The sequence below is a fragment of the Methanosarcina vacuolata Z-761 genome, from assembly GCF_000969905.1.
Taxonomy (GTDB): domain Archaea; phylum Halobacteriota; class Methanosarcinia; order Methanosarcinales; family Methanosarcinaceae; genus Methanosarcina; species Methanosarcina vacuolata.
This window is the reverse complement of record NZ_CP009520.1, coordinates 3733189-3754670: the sequence shown is the minus strand read 5'-3', so window position 1 is coordinate 3754670 and position 21482 is coordinate 3733189. Positions and strand designations below refer to the sequence as shown.

The window sequence follows — 21482 nt, the reverse complement described above, 5'->3', positions numbered from 1 at the left end:
AGTATTTGTTTGAGGCGGTTCTATCAAGTCTAGTGGTGAGAAGTCTAGTGGTGAGAAGTCTAGTGGTGAGAAGTCTAGTGGTGATAAAAATTTAACCAGCTAATATAGAACTCATGAAATTGTCCATCCCGATCAACTTGGCATAACCCTGGTATTCCTTTACTTTATTGCACGATGCAAAAAACTCAATCCTATAATCGGCATCACAATTAACCAATAAAGTAAATAAATTGCTATGAGACCATCACTAAAAGATGCCTCGTGTGAATGCCTTGATGAAAGTTCCCAGACTGCAAAGAAAAGAGAAAATATAGAAATAACACTTGCTATGGATGAAACTGCAAGATATGCTTTCATCGAGTATGGATGTCTATGCAAAGATAAGAAGACCAGTAATGAGAATGGGGACAGTAACGCCAGAAGCGTTATTACGATGGGTGTTACGAGGTACCTGTAGTCACTAAGAAATTCTGTACCACTAACTTTCCAAAAACTTACGATAACCAGTAAAAACAGTGAAACACAAAACGGGACTGCCATATGCCATCTGGGTAGTACTTTTCTTGCTTCTAATACGAAAAGTACAGAACCAAAAAGAGAGATAGTGCTCATTAATTCTAAAAGGACATCTTCATCGGTACCAGGCAGCAAGTAAAATCCATTGGATAGAATTCCAACTACAAACATAAAGACAACAGACATCAATGCCATCGCAATCTTTATCTTCATCAAATCGCCCTGCAGAAGTAAATATGATATGAGAAAATATAGTGCTTACGTTTTTCAACATAAACGCTAAAAATAGAATCAGGAAACAAACGCTAAAAATGGAATCCGGAAATAAATGTTAAAAATAGAATCCGGAAACAAACGCTAAAAATAAAATCCGGAAACAAACGCTAAAAATAAAATCCGGAAACAAACGCTAAAAATAAAATCCGGAAAATCCGGATCTTTCATGCATCTTCGGGGACGAACTTGGTGCCGTAGTAGATCATGCCACCTTCACCGTCCTCTCCAAGCTTGCGGAATACGGATCTTACCCTCATTCCAATGTGAATTTTTTCAGGATCGCCAATTACCTGCGATGTCAGGCGGGGACCTTCATCAAGCTGAATTATCGCAAGGGTATAAGGAGCCAGGTCTTCAAAACCTTCTGCAGCTGTATGGATTACTGTATATGATATTATTTCGCCAGTGCCTTTGAACCTGTAAGGCTCAATATGGCCTACACGCCTGCAGTTTACGCAAAAATTACGCGGGGGATAGAAATGTTCCCCACATTCTTTACAGCGGGTACCTTCAAGGTTATACCTGCTGCCGAGACTTCTCCAGAATCTTGGAACGGAAGACATCGGATCTCACCTCTCCCTCGAGAAAATATGCACTACTGCTGTTGCTCCTGACCCTCCTACGTTATGGGTCATGCCATACTCTGCGCCTTCGACCTGACGCTTGCCTGCTTCTCCGCGCAGCTGGGTTACGATTTCTACAGCCTGCTTTATGCCAGTTGCTCCCACAGGATGTCCACAGGCTTTGAGGCCGCCTGAGGTATTGACAGGAATCCTACCTCCGATTGCAGTTTCTCCGTTTGCTGTGACAATTCCGCCTTTTCCTTTTTCTGCAAACCCGAGGTCTTCAATTGCACAAATCTCAGCAATGGTGAAGCAGTCATGCACTTCTACAAGGTCGATGTCTTCAGGCCTCAGCTTTGCCATGGAATAGGCCCGCTTTGCAGCCACCACGGTTGCGTCGAGGGTTGTTATATCCCGCCGGTCGTGAAGCGCAATTGTATCACTTGCCTGAGCGGTTGCCTTGATATAAATGGGAGTATCCGTGTACTTGTGCGCAATATCCGCTGGGGCAAGCACAAGAGCTGAAGCGCCATCCGTTATAGGGGAACAGTCAAAAATATGCAAAGGATCAGCTACCATTATAGATTTCAACACGTCGTCCACAGTGATTTTGTTTTTATACTGAGCAATGGGATTTAAAGAGCCGTTTTTATGGTTCTTTACGGCAACCTCGGCAAGCTGTTCGCTGGTAGTCCCATACCTGTGCATATGCAATCTTGCAATCATTGCATAGATTCCGGGAAAAGTTGCTCCTGCCATCCCTTCCCACTCCCGATCAGCCGCTGCTGCAAGAGCTGAAGACGCTTCCTCAGACCCCACATCAGTCATTTTTTCGGCTCCTGCTGCAATCACAATATCATTATAACCGGAAGCTACAGCCATGATGGCCTGCCGCAGGGCAAGCCCGCCTGATGCACAGGCAGCTTCAACTCGCGTAGCTGGGACATGCAGGTTTTTGGAAAGTCCCGAATAGTCCGCTATAAGAGCACCTATATGTTCCTGATCAATAAATCGCCCTCCGCTCATGTTTCCTACGTAGAGAGCGTCGATTTCTTTTCCGCCAACGCCTGCATCTGCGAGTGCTCCGGCCCCGGCTTCTACTACTATATCCCTCAGGGACCGTTCCCAGAGTTCTCCGAACTTGGTATTCTTTACTCCGATAATTGCTACGTCTCTCATATTCTTCACTCCGTTTTCATGACCGGCGGATTTTACCCTTATGTTTGGCGTATCTTGCATAGTCAATATATACAGGATTTTTAATCAGTTCGGAAACCGTCGGAGCCCTGTTTCGGATTTCCTCAATCCTGTCTGTAACCGTTATACTAAAAGCATCAGACCCTGCACCTGACCCAAAGGCAGTCGCAAAAATTCTGTCCCCTGGTTTTGCCTGGTCAAGAGTCGCAGCAATTCCCATAAGACAGGAACCTGAATACGTGTTCCCAATTTTTGGAACTACAAGCCCTGGAGCAATCTGGGCCATGGTGAAACCCAGGGTTTTTGCAGCTTTGGTAGGGAATTTTCCATTTGGCTGGTGGAAAACCGCATAATCATAATCTGTAGGCTTTGTCCCGAGTTTTTCCATAAGACCTTTTGCGCCGTTAGTCACATGCTTGAAGTAGCCTGGCTCTCCTGTAAAACGGCCTCCGTGCTCAGGGTAGGGCATCCCTTCTCTTCTCCAGAAGTCAGGGGTGTCAGTTGTAAAGGAATAAGTGTCTTCAATGATTGCGGCAATCTCTGATTCGTTTCTTCCAATGAGGCAGGCAACTCCCCCTGCAGCTGCAGTATACTCAAGAGCATCACCGGGAGCACCCTGGGAAACATCGGCTCCTATAGCCATGCCCAGGTCGATCATTCCTGAACTTACCAGTCCCATACAGGCCTGAACTGCGGCTGTCCCTGCCTTACATGCAAACTCGAAGTCTGCTGCAGTCATATTTGGGGTTGCTCCTATAGCCTGGGCGACAATTGTGCTTGTTGGCTTTACAGCATAGGGATGACTCTCCGAGCCCGTATATACTGCCCCAATCCTCTCTGGATCAGCCCCGCTTCTTGCCATCGCGTATCTTGCCGCTTCCACAGCTATAGTTGCTGCGTCTTCATCGATATCAGGCACGGATTTTTCATATACCATAAGGCCACTTTTAAGAGCATCTGCATTATCACCCCATACCCGGGCGATTTCTTCTACTTTGATACGGTATCGGGGAACATAAGCACCGTAAGATACGATTCCAATAGTCATTATTTCCACCTGTTTTTGAGTGTTTCAGGGCATCAGAATTCAGGGTTTATTCCCTGGCATAGTATTGACTGTATTTTCTCAGTAACTGGACAATCTGGTCAAGATCCATCGTAGTTGCGACCAGGGGGATGCGGTCGACTTCTGCCATTTTGATTACAACAGGTTCGACCTCTTCTTTTCGAAGACCGTGAAGTACCACGGCACCGGGCTTAAGGTTGGTAACCCGGATGGCTACCATTGGGGATTTTCCGGTGCTGACCTTCGTAAAGATCATGGCCCTGTCGGTACTCCAGCCATAGAGCTTCTGAAACTCATGGGAAGAAAGTTCCAGGATTGCTCTCTGGCTGTCAATGACAGAGAAACCGTAAAGAGGCCTTTCAACTCCTTTGTAGATAATATCTCCTTCAATAAGGTTGACCAGTTTAGCAAGCTGTATCGGGATCGTATACTCATATGTTGAGTAAATGGATTTCGTACCGCTTTCGGCATTAAGTATAGATTCGTAAGCGTGAATTTTTTTGCTTCCCCGATCCATATCAATTTCAAGGAGGCACTCAACAATTTTTTTTATAATTAGCGTTCCTGGAGACTTTCGTCTCCCACTTTCATAATCACTGATAACGGAGGGGGAAACCTTAAGGTAATTTGCAAGATCGGTCTGGGATATCTCAAAATTTGATCTCCATTTTTTGAGTGACTCTCCCGGCTTTTCCGAAAGAGTGATATCTCCAGCCATTTTTTCCGCCAGACGGTTGCGCAGATTTTCTGAGGATTCATTGGATGTCATGACTTACGTACTCTAAGAGGAAACATTACCTTATATATCTAACGAATATGAATTCGGCAATTGTCGCAGAACTTCTAAATCAATGTGCAGCACACGTTCTTAAGAAAATTTATAATGTTTGTAAACGAATTAGTATATGATGCCAGTCAATTCGTCCAATCAGGAGATAAACGTCTCAGACCTTCTTCTATATATCAACTGCCCGAGGAGGGTATACTTTGTCAATCGAGGCTTTGAATTGTTTTCGGAAGTTACTGCCTCCAGGCTCGAAAGAATAATCCTGAAAGAACTCTCCCTAAATTATCCCGAAATTGTGAAAGAGTGTTCGTTAAACGCCGATAACCTTTATGAGGAGCTTGAAATTTCTCTGGCAAAGGTATGTACAGATCTCCCACTCCTGTTTCCGCGAGAACTCGCATGTGTTACAAAAGAGATTTTTGAGGACGGAGAAGCGCGGGCAAGAGCTAAACTTCCCGAAATTGCAGCCAACCTGCGGGGAGCACTTGAAGAATTTGGGAAAGAGCCTATGCTTGCGGCACTTACGCCTGTTAAAACCGAGCCATTTCTGTCCTCAGAAAGACTTAACCTTAAAGGTGTTCCGTCAAAACTCGTTTGCTTTGAAGGTGCGCAGGTTCCGTCAATCTTAAAGCCAGGAAGCTGCCCTCAACAGGGAGTATGGGCTTCTGATCGGATACATGCCGCAGCTTTTGTCATGCTTCTTGAAGCTGAAAATGGAAAAGAGGTTCCCTTTGCCTTTGTGGAATATGTAAGTTTCGGCCTTCTCCGAAGGGTAGCTGTTCGAAGCACGGATAGGCGGGAAGTTCTTAAAATCTGCAGGGAAGTGGAAAAAATTAAAGCCGGAGTTATGCCTGAGAGAAAGGAAGAGAAATTCTGCAAAGAATGTAACTTTTCAGAACACTGCGTGTCAGAGTCTTCCCTTATGTCAAAATTTTTCTGAAATAGAAGTGGATGGAAAACGATTATAACACAATGCAAAATATGGAAAAATATTACCACACAATAAAAAAGATGGAAAAAATTACAATACAATGAAAAAGATGGAAAAAAATTATAATACAATAAATAAAATGGAAAAAGATTACAACACAATGAACAAACACGAAAGGCAAAAGTCAGAATAAAGTAAACTACCAGGGTAATAGAAGGTGGTCCTCAAAGGGACTATAAAGAGATGAAAAACGAAACATGCTGTCCTATAATTAGTTGTGACGATTTTTTTGAATATGCCAGGACAGTTTATACTTTTCTTAAAAACACCATTTCTCACTTTTTAAGTTTAAAACTGCGCTTGGGTTCAGTATAAGTATATAAATTTTCTAGCCCAATCCTCAAATAATTCGACCTATTAAGTAATAATTCTGAAAAAAATAATCCTAAATATTATATCGTATCAGATTGTTTGATAACTTGATCCTAAAATATATAAAGGAATAATAAATAGAATTTTATAGAGTTTATCAGTACTTTCCAGATAACCCTGACTCCATAAAACATGTCCTAAGAGGCAATGGTCATGTTCGCTTTGTGTATATATCAAGTTTGCCTGATTCTGCTTCCTAGGAAAAAGTAACTAGGAGTTAAATGAATGATTAAGAAACAATTTGGAATAGTAGCGCTAATTTTAGTAATATTGCTGGTTGGTATTACATTGATACCAGCCGTAAGTGCACAGAAAGAGGATAATTACTCTGTAACTGCTGAAGACGCCTTTAAGCATGCTAATGCGAATATGATACGTTTTATAGTAGCCAAAGCACCAAACTTTGAAGATTGGACAGGGGCATCTATTGATCCCAAACCAATTGAGCTTTATGACATAAATGGTCAGAAATTATTTTATCAATTTTTAGTCTATAAAGAAAAAAAATTGATAGGTACAATTGATATTTATGCCAATAAAAAGCTAGGAAATTCATTCAATGACATTGCATTTGATCCTGAACCCTATAAAACGACTGAAGCTATAAAAAAGTCAAAAGATATCGCCAAGAAAAATTATCCAACTGGAGAAATCAAATCAACCAGTTTGGTTGTATACAACTATCCGAGTATAGGGGCAATGACCGTTGTAAAAGACAAGACCACTGGATTTGAACATCGGATATTTGTAGATGCATATACTCTTGAAAAGGTAGAAGATAAACCTGTAACTGAAACCGGGCCTGGGGTTTGGTCAATGTATGAGATGAAATTGGAGAATGGAGTTGAAGAAAATTTAAAAGAGTGGCAGGAAAGTGATCAACTCACAAAATATATAGAACAAGCAGCAGCTAATAAGGGAGTTAATATTAATGCGGCAGTCACTGAAGAAAATATGAAGAAACTCAGTGCCGATGCAGCAACAACGACTTCAACAAGTATAAAACTTGGTGTTCTTTGTCGTGGACAAGAATGCGATATTTATTGTGGTGAAGCATCTATTCAAATGATTTCTTTATACTATGGAAGACCAACTCCTAAACAAACATCAATCTATAAATATTTCTTCGATTCTAACGATGATCCGGCTGGGCTCAATCCTTCTGAAATTATAGAATGGGCTAATATTAAATGGGGAAAAACAGGAACTTTAACTAGTAGTTGTACTAGTTCTGGTGCTGTTACAGAGATTAACAAAAGAAGACCTTTTTTCAGTATGACTTCAAATCATTATCGGGTTTGCCAGGGATACCTGATTCAGAATGGGTATTATTATATGTATATTAATGATCCATTGCCTGTTGGGTCACGTGGTACACCAAAGATTGAAAAGATCGGAAACGGTACAGAAAGAAAACGTATCTATATACGTTAAAATCCTTTAAAGAGTTGGATGTACTCCTGGTTTCAACGGTTGCATATGTACACTTTGTATATAGCTATATATAGCCAGCCAAAAAGTGAGGTTTATCAAAATTCTCACTATTTTTTATATATTTATTGAAATCTCCAAATTTTTTTGTAACAGCGCTAAACAGCGCTATGGCGAAAGACAAACAGCTTTTGAGGATAAAATATGAAAGGTAAAACTATATCAACAACGTCGATTGCTACTTTTCCGGTTCCACCCTCATCTGTGGTAATGTCTAATAAAGCACGCAGAAAAGATACTTTCCTAAGAGCTTTTGGAATACCAGTACTTACGATTTCAATACTGGTGAGCGTAGCAGGTGCAGCTCCATTTGCATATGTTACGAGTTTGGGGGTCGACACTGGAACTGTTTTTGTAATTGACACAGCAACTGACAATGTTACATCCGTGGTGCCTGTGGGCGGCTGGCCGGCAGGTGTTGCAGTCAACCCTGCAGGAACAAAGGTATACGTAGCAACCGGATTTGACCCCACCGTCTCAGTAATTGACACAGCCACAAATATGGTTAGTGCTACAGTGAATACAGGAGGAAGTTATCCCTGGGGAGTTTCAGTCAACCCTGCAGGAACAAGGGTTTATGTGACAAATCGCTACAGTGTGGCGGATAATGACAGCAACAATATCTCAATAATTGACACGGCAACGAATAGCGTAACGGCCATGATTAATCTCGGAATAAGTACTGTTAACGTTGAAATCGCTCCAGATGGAAAAAAAATCTATGCTGTAAACAGCCGCAACAACACTACTTCTGTAATCGATGCGGCTACAAACAAAATTACAGTCACGGTGCCTGTAGGAGACCATCCTTCTGATATTGCAGTCAGTCCTGACGGGAATAAGGTGTATGTAACCAATACAGGCAGCAATGACATATCAGTAATCAATACAGAAACAAACACCGTTACAGCCACCGTGCCTGTAGAAGATGGCCCAGGTGATATTGCAGTCACACCGGACGGAACAAAGGTATACGTGGCAGATTGGCAAAGCAACAACGTATCCGTAATTGATACAGTAACAAACACTGTTATAGCCACCGTGCCTGTAGGAAAACAGCCTATGGGAATTGCAGTCACACCGAACGGAAAAAAGGTATATGTGACAAACGCCGAAGGCGACAATGTCTCCGTAATTGATACAGATACAAACAAAGTTACAGCGACTGTGAATTCAGGGAAATATACTCTAAACTATCCTGCTGGAGTTGCTATTGGGCCTTTAATAGATTCTAATATTACTGATCAAAGCACAAGGGTAGCTTCCAATTCACGTGAAGATACAGAAGCCGAAGAAGCTAACCTATCATTTGAAGAAAAAAAAGCTGTTGAACTCAATAATTCAAAGAACAATAATTCTGAGTATGATAATGGTAGTATCTCAAATGGAAATGAATCGAGCAAAAATAACTCTACTCCAGGCTTCGGATTATTGTGCGGCTTGGCCTGCCTTTTTGGAGGATGGAAGTTCGGTAAGAAGTAAGTGCCAAAATGGGGTTTAATGTCGTTACTTATTGGACTGAACTTGCATTGAAGACAAGGAATGCTTGGGAAAAAAGGAAAAATAAAATTATACAAACAACACTTATTGATAATTTTTTGATATTTGCCTCTATGAATACCAATTTTTAACGCAAAACCTCCACCCTGAACCCTTTTTTCGAGCCCACTATAGTATTATATAAACTAGCTGCAATACGCCCTATGAAGTATCCAGATACTCCATAAAATATAGGTAGACTGAGTACAGCCCATTTTCCGAAAATCAAGGAAAAAATCCCGAATTTTTTTGTCATGGAAATTCCCATTAAAGCAGCTATTGTTGTAAAAAACCCAAAAACTAAACCCATTGTTCCATAAAAGATTGTAAGAATTTTCCCGAATCCGGCTGAATTAATTTCTTTTATGACTACCATGATATTCCCCCAATATCCATTCCAATATCCATTATTTCTGCATTTGTATATATCTATATCATGAGCCGATTCTGAAACCAGTCTAATTAATAGCAGTCTAATATTATGGTCGTCCACTAATACCTGATTGATGTTTTCATGGCATAGTCTAAAACATGGCTTTGCTTGCGTTTACATACTCACACAGCACACCGGCCACAGCAATATATTCAAAGAAGCATAACTTATGCGTTTAGATATAAGATGGGAAATATAAGTTGATGTGGAAGAGTATATTATCAAGTAAGATTATTTTGTAATGAAAAAGAACAAAAATTAACACTTTTCCTGATATAATGAACTGAACCAATTGCTTGATATTATCAATAAATTTTATTGGATGGGTGAGTAAATATATATTTTAAAGATAGCAACACAAGAGGACTATAATTTCATTTATAACTTGAATAAGGCTAACATAGAAGATTATGTAATAAAAACATGGGGCAATTGGAACGAAGATTTTCAAAGAGAGTTTTTCAGCAGGTATTTCCAAACTATAGAATTCCAGCTTATTGTTGTAAATGAAAAAAATGTTGGCATTGTTGCTTTCAGTCGAAGTGAAAAATCCATTGTTATTGATGAAATACAAATATTGCCTGAATATCAGAATAAAGGAATAGGAACTTTAATTATTTCAGATATTATTGCCGATGCTCAAAAGGCAAAAATAGAAATAAATCTCAGAGTGTTAAAAGTTAATTATATAGCTCAAAATTTTTACAACAAACTTGGTTTTGAAAAAATTGGAAATACAGAAACTCATTTTCTTCTTAGTAAAAAACCCAATTTGCATATTCCGGATTATCCGGATGTCAAATTCAGAGAATCTAGACACTAAACTGAAACATTCAGACAGATTTTGTCAAGACGTTATTGTTAAAAGAGTCTCAGACATGTGTTTTCGGTTAATTGAGAAATCAAGAGAAATTGCTTTCATTTCCTCAACAGTTGTTAAATATTTAATTTTATTATAGGCTGGAACAGAGAATCAATTTCATGTAAATACTCCAAAACTTAAAGCAGGCTTCGGGTACAAAATCGATATATTTCAGGCAAGAAAGTTCCTTGACCGACGACAATTGACTAATTATCAGGAAATTTTAACTAATTATTAAACAGAAGTTATGACTTGAAGAAAACAGATCTTTCCTATTGTATTACTGATACAAAGATATACTGATACAAAGATATTCCTGCTAAATTTTCGTACTATCATATTATTGAGTTTGAGGAAAAAGCATGATGGTTTTCTTTGATATAGATGGCACTCTGTTGGATCATAAAAGTGCAGAATTTACGGGGGTCAAATTATTTTACCAGAACCATAAAAATTTTTTTGATATGGATTTTAATGAATTTTATTCTATTTGGTGTAAACTATCAGACAAACACTTTGAAAAATATTTAGCCAAAAAATGCTCTTTTGAAGAGCAGCGAATAGAGCGAATTAAAGAACTTTATTTAAAACGAAATATTAACCTGTCAAGTGAAGAAGCACTTGAAGTATTTGATCACTATTTACGCAATTATGAATTAAGTTGGAAACCTTTTAATGATGTAATACCATGCTTGAAAAAACTTTCAAAGCTAAAAATGGGTATCATCAGTAATGGAGATCCAGGGCAACAAAAACTAAAGCTAGATAAAATGAAAATTTCTCACTACTTTGTTGATATCGTAGTAGCAGGAGAATTTAATGTTTCAAAACCCCATACGGAAATATTTGAAATTGCATGTAAAAGAAATGGTGAAGAACCAGAAAAATGCTTTTATGTTGGAGACACTATCGAAACGGATATAATACCATGTGAAAATATTGGAATGAAAGGTATATGGATTAATAGAAATAACAAAATATTAATAAGTAAAAATGTTAAAAGTATTATCTCATTGAAAGAACTTGCCAATGTATTATGCGAGAATGTGTCATAATCATTGGATTATTGAGCCCTGTTTAAAGATTAGAGCATTTGAAAAAACAGTACGTTCCAATACATAATTTTGATTAAACTTTTTCTAAAGAGCTTAAGAAAAAACAAGACTTTTTAAATAACTTTTTGATTAAACTTTTTTTAAAGAGCTTAAGAAAAGACAATACTTTTTAAATAAATTTTTGGCCAAGCTTTTTCTAAAGAGCTTACGAAAATCCAGGACTTTTTAAATGAATTTTTGGTCAAGCTTTTTTTTAAAAAGCTTGAGCCAAAGCCTTTTAAAGGTGAACCTCTCTCAATCTGCATGACATGTCCAGACCAGCATATCTTGGAAAAATGCTTCTGCACTGGTGTGAGGCCTGTAATGTGCCTGTGCTAGGAAAAAAGTGCGGATGCGGTAAAAGTACAAAAAAAGTTGAGGTAACCCCTCCAGGGGATATCCGCCCTGCTTTTGATTATGATATAAAACGCATAAACTCGGTTTCGGAAAAACAGTTCAATGCGCCACTTATACCTGAAGGACACCTTGTAGTGCTAAATAAAGCTCCGTATGAAGACCGTATGGATGAGATTATAGTTGACGGGGAAGTGCTTGCGTCTCTTAGATTTGAAATTGAGAGCTGTGAATGGGTTTTACTTCCCAGGCTCGAAGGGGCAAGAAGGCTTTTCCAGGGCAGGGATAGAAAAGCCCTGAAAAAATGGGTTGTTATTGATCAGGCAGTTGTACCTTTTATCCTGGAAAAGGGAGCAAGTGTTCTGGCACCCGGGGTTCTTGATGCCGATCCTGAAATCCAAAAAGAAGACGAGGTAGTTGTGCTGAACCCTGCAGGAGAAGTAATCTGCTGTGGGCGAGCCCGAATGACAGGAAAGGAAATGTGTGAAGAAAACCACGGGCATGCAGTAAAACCTCGCTGGAGCGGAAACCCAGAGCCTCAAAAAGAAAATTTTGGAGAGCAGACCTGGGAAGATGCCGTAAAAGCCAACGAAAAAATTCTGGACGGCATGATAGAAAGGTCCCATGCCTTCATAAAAAATGTCGTGGGAAGCATGGACATGAAAGTAAGCGTATCCTATTCCGGGGGAAAGGATAGCCTTGCTGTGCTCCAGCTAGTTAGTGAAAGTCTTGGCGATTACGAGATTATGTTTGCAGATACCGGGCTTGAGTTTCCGGAAACCGTTGAAAACGTCAAACAGGTTGTAGAGCACTATGGGAAAAAACTAAGGAGCTCAAGTGCAGGAGACGCTTTCTGGAACTCAATAAGTGTTTTTGGCCCTCCTACCATGGATACCCGCTGGTGCTGCAAGATCTGCAAACTCGGGCCGATCACCAGGTTAATTGACGAGAACTATGAAGGAGGATGCCTTAGTTTCATAGGACAGCGCCAGTATGAATCCCATGCCCGTTCAATCAGCAAGAAAGTCTGGAAAAATCCCTGGGTGGGAAACCAGGTAGGAGCATCCCCTATACAGGAATGGACAGCTCTTCATGTCTGGCTTTACCTTTTCAGAACAAAAGCTCCCTATAATCCGGCTTATGAGAAAGGATATGATAGGATGGGATGCTGGCTCTGTCCATCTTCCTCTCTTGCAGATTTCTTCCAGCTTGAAGAAAGCCATCCAGAACTTGCAAAAAAGCTGAACTTCTATCTCCTTGACTATGCCGAGAAAATGGGTCTCTCTCCTGAGTGGGTAAAGTACGGTTTATGGCGCTATAAGCGGTATCCTCGTGTTCTCCAGAAACTTGCTGAGAAAAAAGGAATTTCTCTTCTTCCATCCCAGGAAGCCCCAACAGAACTTCATTTTGAAGTAGCAACAGGGTACAGGCCCTGCAAAGCAGGAGGAATATCTGCGGACGGAAGCTTTGGGCAGGCAATTGACATAGAAACCCTTAAAGAAAGCGGGATGCTTTCACCCATCGGCAAAGCTTCTTTCATAGAAGGAGCCGCGTCCGTCGTTTTCAGAGAATCCAGGGCACAGGTTTTTGCCTCAGGTAATGTTAATGGGAGAAGCGAGGACGAAAAAGAGCTAAAAAAGCTTATGAGAATTGTTGAGCTCTCGGTAAGAAGGGCTTTACTCTGCCAGGGGTGCGGAGTTTGCGTGGGCCACTGTGAGCATAATGCGATTGAAATGAAAGAAAAGAAAGTAAGGATTAAAGAAAACTGCATTCACTGCGGAGCATGTATTGAAGTCTGCCCTCTTGTTAAATTTATTTGAACTCTTCCATAAACTCTTACATTTACATGAATTAAAACGGAGTAATTTACAAAAAGAAAAAGTGAGAATTCAGATAGAGGGAAATGTAAAACTTCAAAAAGGCAAACTCAATACTCAACAAATCAAATTTGATACTCAACAAATCAAATTTGATAATCTCAAAAAGGGTGAAACTAATAATCAAAAAGGCTTTTCTGGCCCATCCTTTTTTGAAGTTCTCCTACCCTTACACCTACACGCCTGAACTCAGTTCGGCTTTCCGAAAGGAACTCATTAAGGATTTCACGAGTCACCTCTAGAAGAGTTTCCTTTGAATAGACCGGGTGGTTTAGTGTACGGCTTTTAGTGTACATCCTGAACTTTGAATTTATGACAGTAATCGTTACAGTCCTGAAGGAAAGCTCCCTCGAATCGAGTTTTGAAATTACATCCCCTGCCAGCCTGTCAAGTAGCTGAGAGATAAGATTAACGTCGAGAGTATCTTCAGGCAGGGTTGCAATCCTCCCTATCTGTTCGGAGCCGTCCCTTTCTTTCAGGGGAGAATCATCGATGCCTGACGCAGCTTGTTTAAGCCAGATCCCCCGTGTTTTTCCGAAAGTAGAAATCAGGTCAATAACATCGTGTTCAGCAAGATCTTTTATTGTGACGATGCCCATTTCCTGCAGCTTTCCTGCGGTTACATTTCCTATCCCCCAGAGTTTGGACACCTTGAGAGGCCAGAGAAAGTTTTCGAGTTTATCCGGACTTATAACAGTAATTCCATCTGGCTTCTGGACAGAGGATGACATCTTGGCAATAAGTTTATTAGGGCCTACCCCCACCGAACAGGTCAGTTTCTCTTTATCTTTTACGTCATTCTTTATCTGGGTTCCAATCTCAAAGGCAAGGTTAAAATCTCCACCTGTTTTTTCGGTAATTTCCAGGAAGGCTTCGTCTATGCTTATCTGTTCAAACGCTTCCCCTGTCTCCCTGACATCCGCATAACTCCTGATAATTTCCATCACCCGATCCGAGACTGAAGTATAAAAATCCTTTCGGGCAGGCAGGAAAACAGCTTCAGGGTTCAGTTTTTTTGCCTTCGAACAGGGCATTCCTGCCCTGATCCCTGACTCTCGTGCAGTATAATTACAGGTACTTACAGCTCCACTGAGCTCACCTCTTCCGGAAAGCATGCAGACTACGATGGCTTTTCCCCGAAGGTCAGGTTTTTCCCGCTCTTCAATGGCTGCAAAAAAATAGTCCATGTCTACATGGAGAACGATACGCTGCATCGAAAAAAATAGGTTGGGAAGATTTGTATAGTTATCTCTCAAGCTCTCTATCAGGAAGATGTCCTCTTATATTTTGATGTTTTTACATTAAATCTCACATTCCGCCCTCTCTTTCAAAAATAAGGTGATTTTTGCAATAATTGAAAAACTTCTTGAATCATATGTGGGCATGTGCTCAACAAAATCAATGATTTTGGCTCGAATCCCACAACGTTCAAAAAAATCAAGTTTAAATTTATAAAAACAAATGAAAATTTAGGTATCTATATAGATACATAGGGGGAGTTAAACTATTTATATAGAATAACAGGGTAAAATTAGTAATAAACTGCGTGAATAAAAAATTAAGTTGTGTCTTTTGAGAGGGGTCGAAATGTGAGGTTCATGCAGAATTTTACATTTTTTCTCAAATCCAAAACTCCTCCAATTGTTGTATCCTGAAATAATTTCGCAGATTCAAAATCCGGTAGTGGGTTTGAATCATTGAAAACCGAAAGCGCAAGAATCTCTCAATATATTCATTAAATACGTGAGATGTACTCGCTTTTTCGGAATTGATCAATAACTCAGGGAAACGACCCAAAATCCTTTAAACGTTTAATGCCCAATACAACAGCAGGCGACGCAAAGAGTTAAACGTTGAGTAAGTAAAATTCCATTTTGGTATTGTGGACTAATCATGTAAAATGAAACAAGTTCGAAATTGGAGTAAAATAGTGGGTCAACTGTATATGATGTATGATTAAAATAAAAAATATTAAAAAAGCGAAATTATTTTGGGATAAAACATAGAATATTGTGAGAATATCCACACAAAACAATGAAGAGTCTGAAGTATAATAGAACTCACAAAGTTGAACTGAAAAATCAACATCATTAGGTTGTTAACTACCTAAAACATGATTTTAATCCACAGTTTTCGCTGCAATTGATTTTGTTCCTCAAGTGCTTATTTTGTTCCTCAAGTGCATAGGTCCTATAACCATTTTTTTCAACACAAAAATACTGATTATGGTGATTTCCAATTAATAACTCAAGATTTCTATTAAGTATGCTCAATAAATACTAAAAATGAATATTTATATTGAAATTCATACACTTATATTAAAAACCATAAATATATGCGAAATCCTATATATTTATATATATGGACTACATTATAAACGTTCTAACAAATAACATTACAAATAACATTACAAATAACATTACGAATAACATTGCATAATAAATAACCAAAACACAAAAAGAGAGTCATGTTCATAATTAGTAATTAATTCTAAGGCAGTGTTCTGAATATGTTGTAATTTTTAAGTCACATTTTTGTATACTGTGTTTTGTACACTGTATCTGAAACTGGTCTACCTAGATCAAGTTCTCAATTTTTACGATTTTTTTAAAATTTTGTGGTTCACAGAACTTTCAGTACCTGCCAATTCCAAAAAAGAGTAAGGTTGTATGGCTCTTAGTCATTCCTTGTGGATAAGATGATTTTCAATTCGAGACCGCATTGGTTTTTATGAAGACATTACGAGGATATCCACACAAAACAACGAAGAGCCATGTAGATTCAATGGGTAAAAATAAATTTCATATATTTGTTGAAAATTTGTAACTATTCAGCCTAGGAAAAACAACATCATTAGCCTGATTTACCCGAATTCAATTGGCAAATTTCAGAAAATGTATTTTATTTAATTGTTGGCTATTGATTACGTTTTTTCAATCCTCACTAGTTAGAATTCATACATGCCGATTTCATCAAAATCGATATAGATCAATAGATTCCGGCAGGCTGAATAGTTACAAAAATTTAAGAATTATTCCAAGTTTATGAAACAATCTCAAGCGATATATTCGAGTACCTAACTATGTCAAAATTATCACACACGTGTAAAGTTGGAAAATTCTCCATTGAATCTGAAGAGGATACATAAGTTTTTTATTAAAAAAATGGAGAGATATTCTTGTGCTTGAACTCCCTCAGAAATAATGTTTATTATCTATTAAATAAAATGTTTAATCCTAGATTCGGCAGGTTAACGCAACTATAGATATATATTTTCATATTTCTCTCCCATGAGACTCAATATTTTCCAGTGAATTTCTTCCATATTCAGTATTTCTGACTTTGTTTTCCCTTTTTTCTGCGTTATAAGTTCTGTAATTCCCTGAAACTTGAAAAATATCCATCTCATTGTTGGTCTTTTTGTTGGTTTCCCTTTTTGATCTGGAACCGTTTCATTTTCTTCTTCTAACTTTGTCCTTAATTTCCATTCTGCAATAGAATAAATCATTAAGCAGAGAACCATTATCATTGTCAACGCTTCAATTCTTGATTTATTCTTGAGATAAACCTTCGATATGCTAAAGGCATCACTTTTCAAAAATCTGAATCCTTTTTCTACTTTATCCTGTCCTTTGTAATACTTCAGCATCTCTTCAGGAGAAAGACTGATATCATTACTTGCAAGAATGAAAAGTCCCATTTTTTCCATTTCTTTTAAAACAAAAGCATCATTAACCTTTATAACCCCATCAATCTTATAATATGTCTTTAATTTTTCATTTTTTAAAGGTCTGCCTTTTTTACCTGCTTCGCGTTTTTTAATGGTTTTCAAATCTACTTTTTCAAAAAGAACGGAAGGGAAATCTGCAATCCATTTTTCTGCTGCTTTTAATGCATCTTCTTCACAGAAAAAGTCATCTCCTGCCAGTTTTTTAAGCGACTTTTCTGCTTTTTCAAGCTCTTTTTCAAGCTTCCTTCTGAGAGTTACCTCTTTTTTTTCTTTCATTTTATGAGAGAGTAACAAAACCCACTTTTGTTTAACTCCACCATAATCCACAAAGGTTTGATAAAATGAGTATCTTTCGTCGCTTTTCAACGTTTTCAGGTTTAGATTTGCATTTAGCAGTTCCTTTGCCTCAGTAATTGTTGCAGGAACACGACTGATCCAGAATGACTTTCCTATGTTCTTGATATTATTATCAGTGTAAAAAGAACTATCAGCTACATAGTACACTTTGCTTTCAGGTCTTAAAGCTGATTTGAGAGACTTGATTGCTTCCAGAATTGTGCTTTTGTCTGAAGCATTCCCTGAATGGGTGTTCATGAAAAGTGGTATTCCATGCTGATTAACAATCAAGCTCAAAACAAATTGTTTGAGGTCCCATCTTCCGTTTTTGGGTATTCCAAAAGTAATATCAATATACTCAGTTTCTTCGTCTTCATAATCCCCATAAACGCTGACACTTGTAGTGTCAGCGTGTAAACAATGGACAGGAATAGGTAGACGATTCATAATGTGAAGAGTGATTTCAGTAAACAGTTTTGTAGGACCATACTTTACGATTCTGTCAAGAGTTTCTCCAATAGCATATTGATTCAGGTCTTCTCGTGTGACGCTGTCTCCAAAAAGTCTTCCTATAGAAATAGTCCTGAAATAATCAGGAAAAAGGTACAGACGTTGCCCTATGAAACCAAGACCATTGAGTACCATGGCAAGGATACAGACGGAGTGAGGAACCTTGTGATCTCGTTCTTTAGGAAGTTTCTCATCGATCAATTTGTCAACTTCAAGCTCTTGGAAAACTCCAGCAATAAGACCAAGGTGACCTAAGAAGCTTGTACGTTTTATTGAGGATTCAACTCTTCTACTGTTGTTTTTATCTGCCATGGAAGATCAAGAAAAGAAATATGAAAATTAATTATATTAACTTATATGTTTACCTGCCGAATCTAGGTTTAATACTCAGAGAACTGTACAAACACAATCGCAGTTATCAAAGAGTGACATTTTTGGAGTACTCCAGAACGACCGAAGAAGGCTTGTGCTTGAACTCCTCCGCATTCAGGGAAACCAGAGTGTACGTTCCCTGTCCGAAGAGATCGCCCGTATTGAATCCCAAGACGAAGAGCCAAATAGGGGTGTTAGGAAAAGCATATATGTTTCACTGCTTCAGACACATATCCCAAAAATGGAAAATATGGGAATCGTTGCCTACAATAGAGAGCAGGACACTGTGGAACTTCTCCCAGCCTCCCAGGAATTTGACATTTACTTGGAAACTGTTAATAAAGGAGATATACCCTGGAGCCAGTTCTATCTTGGCCTGAGCATATTTGCCACAGTCAGCGGTTTCCTTATAGTTGCAGGGTTAATAAAATGGATCCCAAGTTCTAAGTGGATGCTGTTTACAAACTTTCTTTTCATGGCCGCCTCAATATCCCATATTTTCCAAGTTCGTAAACTTGGAAAATGAGATAGTTCATCATAGGGCAAATATATCTATTTACTATATTTTATTTTTAAACAGACTTAATAATCCACGTCATAAAAACGACACATTCATTCCTTTTTTATATTTATCTACTCAGGCAGAAGGTATTTCCAGAACAACAGTCACCCCATATTTTGGATCTACCTCACATAATCTTATATAAGTATTTTGATCTTGCCCAAGGGATTTTTTTTCTTACAAACAGATTTTCCGAGTTAATCATTTATTAACTTCTTTTTCAACACAAAGCTTACTGGTAGTGGTAATTACCTATTACCTATCCAAAATTCTTGGTAATTAGCCAATAACTAATAGTAACAAGTACGAAAGGAGGAGATTAATCCCCGTTGAAATTGCAAGAATATGAATGTTCTTTGATGAATTTCTCACTTCTTCACTTTCATAATTGAGATTACAGGGTTAATAATCGAAAATGGAGGTTTTAGATTTTGGTTAACAAAAAAATAATACTGAGCATTCTCATTATAGGCTGCGTTGAAATAATACTAAGCGTTCTCATTACAGGACTCAGTACCAAAATCTAGTGATGAATATAAAATTCAAAATCACTAGATTTTGTAAATGGTCATCATCTGTGTAATACAACATAGTGATTTAAGTCTTTAGATAGCGAATATCTATTTTGATAAAAACTGGATTCGTATCCTCTTCAAGTTGAGTGGAAATCTCTCACCTTTCACTCACCAAGCTTTTTTCTTTGATGAGTTGAGCCAGAGATGGCATCTCAAATGTACCGCCGACTCTATCACATATGTAATGATATGCACTTACACCCAGTTTCTTTGCCGTCTGAACAATCGTCATAAATGTGCCATTTGCCTTTGTTCCTTCCTCGTTATGGTTTGACTTTCCTTTCAAAGAAATGTGTTTTTTGCCAAAAATTTTCCTTAAAATCAGCATCAAGCGACTTCTCATTTTTTGCTTGAATTGTTGATCCTAATTAATAAACTCACTTTAAAAAGTCTGTTCATTTCGTTTTTTTCGCAAAAAATCTATAAACGTAGATCTTAATTTTAGTTCACAATTAATGTTACAACGAGATAGTATAAAAAATCCACAACTGACCAATACATTAATCTGTTTAGAAGGCCACTCGTATACGATATTTTGAATACGGGTTTTTTTGTGGCCATGCAAAATATGTATTTGATCATTTGTTATTCTAGAAAAAATAAAGCTACAGGTACGAAAACTAAAATCTTTCAAAAATTTTGTTAAAGAAATACCTGTCATCCTAACAAAATCGTTACCGAAAGGGTTATTCTTTTATTAGGCATACACAAACAAAGTCTATAGATGCCGTAAAATCACACATCTTTGAAAGGCAAGTTTAATCAGAATCTTTTTTGAAGGCACTTAAACTAATATATAAAATTAAATGCAAATAATGAAATGAAACTAAACAATAGATGGATAAGTTAAAGGTAAAGTACAAACCATAATACATAAGAAAGATAACTTCATTACTTGTAATACTATTTTTAAAAAAGTTAGTTTTCATATGTAAACGCGATCTTCATACAGGATGTTTTCAGTATGAGCACTCCGAATTCCCCCCATAACTCCGAAGAAACAGTAACTTTCCCAAAAGAAACAACAGGCAGAATGAGCCAGAAAGCCGGAACAGGTTCCGAAAAATCGGGCAAGTTTACCGAAAGAAATGGCGTTCCTGTACTGGAAGTCAGAGACCTCTGCCATAGATACTCTCATCTTGATTCAAATACCCTGGATAAAATCAATCTCAAAGTGTTCAAAGGGGAGAGAGTTGCAGTGCTTGGAGCTAATGGAGCCGGAAAATCTACTTTGTTCAAGCACCTTAATGGAATTCTGCGGCCTCTTTCAGGGGAAATCCTGATAAAAGGGGAAAAAATGACTAAGAAGAATCTCCGGGCCTGCAGGGAAACCGTAGGAATCGTTTTCCAGGACCCTGACGACCAGGTGCTTGCTCCAAGTGTTGAAGAAGATGTTGCTTTTGGGCCGATTAATATGGGTTTGTCCAGAAGAGAGGTGGAAATGAGAGTTAAAGAAGCCCTTGATATGGTCGGACTCACAGGTTTTGAGGAAAGGGCTCCGCATCATCTAAGTGGAGGGCAGAAGAAACTTGTGGCGATTGCAGGCATCCTTGCCATGCGCCCTGAAGTTATAGTCCTTGATGAGCCAACAGCTGGCCTTGACCCTCTCAGTTCTGCTCGCGTGCTTGAGTTAATTATGAAGATGAACAAGGAACTTGGAATCACCCTGCTCCTTTCTACCCATGACGTGGATGTGGTTCCTTATTTTGCAGAAAGGGTTTTTGTTCTCCATCATGGAAGACTTGAGGCTGACGGAAGCCCGGATGAGATATTTAGTGATCCCAAACTCCTCAGGAAAGCTCACCTCAGACTTCCGAGAGTGGCTGAAGTATTCGAGATGCTCCAGCAAAAAGGACTTAATGTTAACATACAGATAACAGCCGAAGCAGCCAGAGACGAAGTACTGCGGCTTATAAGCTCGGGACAGCAAAATGTGAGGCTTGATTGAAAGCCGGAAATAGTCCTCAGAGGAGAATTTT

Annotated in this window: 18 protein-coding genes; 9 read left to right on the top strand and 9 right to left on the bottom strand. The window is 38.6% G+C overall.

What is annotated here, in order from left to right:
- The first annotated feature begins 235 nt into the window (after positions 1 to 235).
- Complete coding sequence (locus MSVAZ_RS20570) at positions 236 to 457, top strand: hypothetical protein (RefSeq protein WP_156151113.1); 222 nt, start codon at positions 236 to 238, stop codon at positions 455 to 457.
- Positions 458 to 956: 499 nt separating this feature from the next.
- On the opposite strand, the gene MSVAZ_RS15430 is transcribed toward MSVAZ_RS20570, so the two are convergent.
- From MSVAZ_RS15430 to MSVAZ_RS15415, 4 genes are read right to left on the bottom strand one after another with little or no spacing between them, the layout of a single operon-like run.
- Entirely contained in the window at positions 957 to 1355 is a 399-nt protein-coding gene (locus tag MSVAZ_RS15430; RefSeq protein WP_048122408.1) for a Zn-ribbon domain-containing OB-fold protein, read from the bottom strand.
- Positions 1356 to 1361: 6 nt separating this feature from the next.
- Positions 1362 to 2534: a thiolase domain-containing protein gene (locus MSVAZ_RS15425; protein ID WP_048122403.1), complete on the bottom strand. Its 1173-nt coding sequence runs from the start codon at positions 2532 to 2534 to the stop codon at positions 1362 to 1364.
- A gap of 16 nt (positions 2535 to 2550) precedes the next feature.
- On the bottom strand, positions 2551 to 3600 hold the full coding sequence (locus tag MSVAZ_RS15420) for a hydroxymethylglutaryl-CoA synthase (protein WP_048122401.1): 1050 nt from the start codon (positions 3598 to 3600) through the stop codon (positions 2551 to 2553).
- A 46-nt stretch (positions 3601 to 3646) separates the two neighbouring features.
- Positions 3647 to 4387, bottom strand: a complete 741-nt coding sequence (locus MSVAZ_RS15415) for a helix-turn-helix domain-containing protein (RefSeq protein WP_048122399.1) — start codon at positions 4385 to 4387, stop codon at positions 3647 to 3649.
- A 136-nt stretch (positions 4388 to 4523) separates the two neighbouring features.
- Between MSVAZ_RS15415 and MSVAZ_RS15410 the strand changes: the two genes are divergently transcribed.
- The 3 genes from MSVAZ_RS15410 (at position 4524) to MSVAZ_RS15400 (ending at position 8741) form a co-directional block, all read left to right on the top strand.
- Positions 4524 to 5345 carry a CRISPR-associated protein Cas4 gene (locus MSVAZ_RS15410; protein WP_048122397.1) on the top strand — a complete coding sequence of 274 codons (822 nt, stop codon included), beginning with the start codon at positions 4524 to 4526 and terminating at the stop codon, positions 5343 to 5345.
- Between the two features lie 648 nt (positions 5346 to 5993).
- Positions 5994 to 7202: a C39 family peptidase gene (locus MSVAZ_RS15405; protein WP_048122396.1), complete on the top strand. Its 1209-nt coding sequence runs from the start codon at positions 5994 to 5996 to the stop codon at positions 7200 to 7202.
- Positions 7203 to 7403: 201 nt separating this feature from the next.
- Complete coding sequence (locus MSVAZ_RS15400; protein WP_084626166.1) at positions 7404 to 8741, top strand: beta-propeller fold lactonase family protein; 1338 nt, start codon at positions 7404 to 7406, stop codon at positions 8739 to 8741.
- A 145-nt stretch (positions 8742 to 8886) separates the two neighbouring features.
- Here MSVAZ_RS15400 and MSVAZ_RS15395 read toward each other — a convergent pair whose 3' ends face one another.
- Positions 8887 to 9174 carry a hypothetical protein gene (locus MSVAZ_RS15395; RefSeq protein WP_048122394.1) on the bottom strand — a complete coding sequence of 96 codons (288 nt, stop codon included), beginning with the start codon at positions 9172 to 9174 and terminating at the stop codon, positions 8887 to 8889.
- Positions 9175 to 9616: 442 nt separating this feature from the next.
- Between MSVAZ_RS15395 and MSVAZ_RS15390 the strand changes: the two genes are divergently transcribed.
- Together MSVAZ_RS15390 and MSVAZ_RS15385 are read left to right on the top strand one after the other, a co-directional pair.
- On the top strand, positions 9617 to 10054 hold the full coding sequence (locus MSVAZ_RS15390; RefSeq protein WP_048122392.1) for a GNAT family N-acetyltransferase: 438 nt from the start codon (positions 9617 to 9619) through the stop codon (positions 10052 to 10054).
- Positions 10055 to 10455: 401 nt separating this feature from the next.
- Positions 10456 to 11148, top strand: a complete 693-nt coding sequence (locus MSVAZ_RS15385) for an HAD family hydrolase (RefSeq protein WP_082091159.1) — start codon at positions 10456 to 10458, stop codon at positions 11146 to 11148.
- Between the two features lie 149 nt (positions 11149 to 11297).
- Here the strand turns inward: MSVAZ_RS15385 and MSVAZ_RS20565 are convergent, their stop codons facing one another.
- Positions 11298 to 11453: a hypothetical protein gene (locus MSVAZ_RS20565; RefSeq protein ID WP_156151112.1), complete on the bottom strand. Its 156-nt coding sequence runs from the start codon at positions 11451 to 11453 to the stop codon at positions 11298 to 11300.
- 3 nt (positions 11454 to 11456) lie between these two features.
- On the opposite strand from MSVAZ_RS20565, the gene MSVAZ_RS15380 reads away from it, so the two are divergent.
- Positions 11457 to 13361, top strand: a complete 1905-nt coding sequence (locus MSVAZ_RS15380) for a phosphoadenosine phosphosulfate reductase domain-containing protein (RefSeq protein ID WP_048122387.1) — start codon at positions 11457 to 11459, stop codon at positions 13359 to 13361.
- A 173-nt stretch (positions 13362 to 13534) separates the two neighbouring features.
- Here MSVAZ_RS15380 and dinB read toward each other — a convergent pair whose 3' ends face one another.
- The gene (dinB, locus tag MSVAZ_RS15375) at positions 13535 to 14632 is read right to left on the bottom strand and encodes a DNA polymerase IV (RefSeq protein WP_048124189.1); all 1098 of its coding nucleotides are present in this window, start codon (positions 14630 to 14632) and stop codon (positions 13535 to 13537) included.
- A gap of 2045 nt (positions 14633 to 16677) precedes the next feature.
- Positions 16678 to 18306: an IS1634 family transposase gene (locus tag MSVAZ_RS15370; RefSeq protein ID WP_048122172.1), complete on the bottom strand. Its 1629-nt coding sequence runs from the start codon at positions 18304 to 18306 to the stop codon at positions 16678 to 16680.
- A gap of 43 nt (positions 18307 to 18349) precedes the next feature.
- Between MSVAZ_RS15370 and MSVAZ_RS15365 the strand changes: the two genes are divergently transcribed.
- The gene (locus MSVAZ_RS15365) at positions 18350 to 18892 is read left to right on the top strand and encodes a DUF7344 domain-containing protein (RefSeq protein ID WP_449288756.1); all 543 of its coding nucleotides are present in this window, start codon (positions 18350 to 18352) and stop codon (positions 18890 to 18892) included.
- Between the two features lie 708 nt (positions 18893 to 19600).
- Here the strand turns inward: MSVAZ_RS15365 and MSVAZ_RS15360 are convergent.
- Complete coding sequence (locus MSVAZ_RS15360) at positions 19601 to 19789, bottom strand: hypothetical protein (RefSeq protein ID WP_157206109.1); 189 nt, start codon at positions 19787 to 19789, stop codon at positions 19601 to 19603.
- A 678-nt stretch (positions 19790 to 20467) separates the two neighbouring features.
- Between MSVAZ_RS15360 and MSVAZ_RS15355 the strand changes: the two genes are divergently transcribed.
- Positions 20468 to 21451 carry an ATP-binding cassette domain-containing protein gene (locus tag MSVAZ_RS15355; protein WP_048122380.1) on the top strand — a complete coding sequence of 328 codons (984 nt, stop codon included), beginning with the start codon at positions 20468 to 20470 and terminating at the stop codon, positions 21449 to 21451.
- Positions 21452 to 21482: the final 31 nt, after the last annotated feature.

Coding starts and splice junctions, on each gene's coding strand:
- dinB (WP_048124189.1), bottom strand. CDS start 14,632: ATGCAGCGTATCGTTCTCCATGTAGACATGGACTATTTTTTTGCAGCC.
- MSVAZ_RS15400 (WP_084626166.1), top strand. CDS start 7,404: ATGAAAGGTAAAACTATATCAACAACGTCGATTGCTACTTTTCCGGTT.
- MSVAZ_RS15355 (WP_048122380.1), top strand. CDS start 20,468: ATGAGCACTCCGAATTCCCCCCATAACTCCGAAGAAACAGTAACTTTC.
- MSVAZ_RS15380 (WP_048122387.1), top strand. CDS start 11,457: ATGTCCAGACCAGCATATCTTGGAAAAATGCTTCTGCACTGGTGTGAG.
- MSVAZ_RS15415 (WP_048122399.1), bottom strand. CDS start 4,387: ATGACATCCAATGAATCCTCAGAAAATCTGCGCAACCGTCTGGCGGAA.
- MSVAZ_RS15410 (WP_048122397.1), top strand. CDS start 4,524: ATGATGCCAGTCAATTCGTCCAATCAGGAGATAAACGTCTCAGACCTT.
- MSVAZ_RS15385 (WP_082091159.1), top strand. CDS start 10,456: ATGATGGTTTTCTTTGATATAGATGGCACTCTGTTGGATCATAAAAGT.
- MSVAZ_RS15425 (WP_048122403.1), bottom strand. CDS start 2,534: ATGAGAGACGTAGCAATTATCGGAGTAAAGAATACCAAGTTCGGAGAA.
- MSVAZ_RS20570 (WP_156151113.1), top strand. CDS start 236: ATGAGACCATCACTAAAAGATGCCTCGTGTGAATGCCTTGATGAAAGT.
- MSVAZ_RS20565 (WP_156151112.1), bottom strand. CDS start 11,453: ATGCAGATTGAGAGAGGTTCACCTTTAAAAGGCTTTGGCTCAAGCTTT.
- MSVAZ_RS15430 (WP_048122408.1), bottom strand. CDS start 1,355: ATGTCTTCCGTTCCAAGATTCTGGAGAAGTCTCGGCAGCAGGTATAAC.
- MSVAZ_RS15405 (WP_048122396.1), top strand. CDS start 5,994: ATGATTAAGAAACAATTTGGAATAGTAGCGCTAATTTTAGTAATATTG.
- MSVAZ_RS15395 (WP_048122394.1), bottom strand. CDS start 9,174: ATGGTAGTCATAAAAGAAATTAATTCAGCCGGATTCGGGAAAATTCTT.
- MSVAZ_RS15370 (WP_048122172.1), bottom strand. CDS start 18,306: ATGGCAGATAAAAACAACAGTAGAAGAGTTGAATCCTCAATAAAACGT.
- MSVAZ_RS15420 (WP_048122401.1), bottom strand. CDS start 3,600: ATGACTATTGGAATCGTATCTTACGGTGCTTATGTTCCCCGATACCGT.